The sequence below is a fragment of the Sphingomonas sp. AC435 genome (genome assembly GCF_979253005.1).
In genome coordinates this window covers 1-234 of record NZ_CEEDCJ010000125.1, presented here as the reverse complement: position 1 = coordinate 234, position 234 = coordinate 1, and the positions used below count along the sequence as shown (strand labels likewise).

Annotated in this window: 1 protein-coding gene; it reads right to left on the bottom strand. The window is 74.4% G+C overall.

Going from position 1 to position 234, the window contains the following annotated elements; translation table 11 throughout:
• Positions 1-203: AAA-type ATPase lid domain-containing protein (locus tag AC0CH8_RS19175; RefSeq protein ID WP_465241241.1), on the bottom strand; the 203-nt coding region annotated here is incomplete at its 3' end.
• Positions 204-234: the final 31 nt, after the last annotated feature.

Here is a 234-nt window from a genome sequence, read left to right as displayed (position 1 = left end):
GCGGTGGAGGTCGGCAGGGTCGCCCCCGAGGCTTCGGCGTCGAGGCCGAGCACGAAGCGGTCGGCGTAATGTGCCAGTTCGCGCACGTTGCCGGGCCAGTCGTGCCGCGACCGGTGGTCGCGCGTGCCCTGCGTAAGAGCCGGCACCGGTCGCCGCAGCCGCGCCGCGGACAGGGCGACGAGGTGCGCGAACAGGAGCGGCACGTCCTCTCGCCGTTCCCGCAGGGGTGGCATC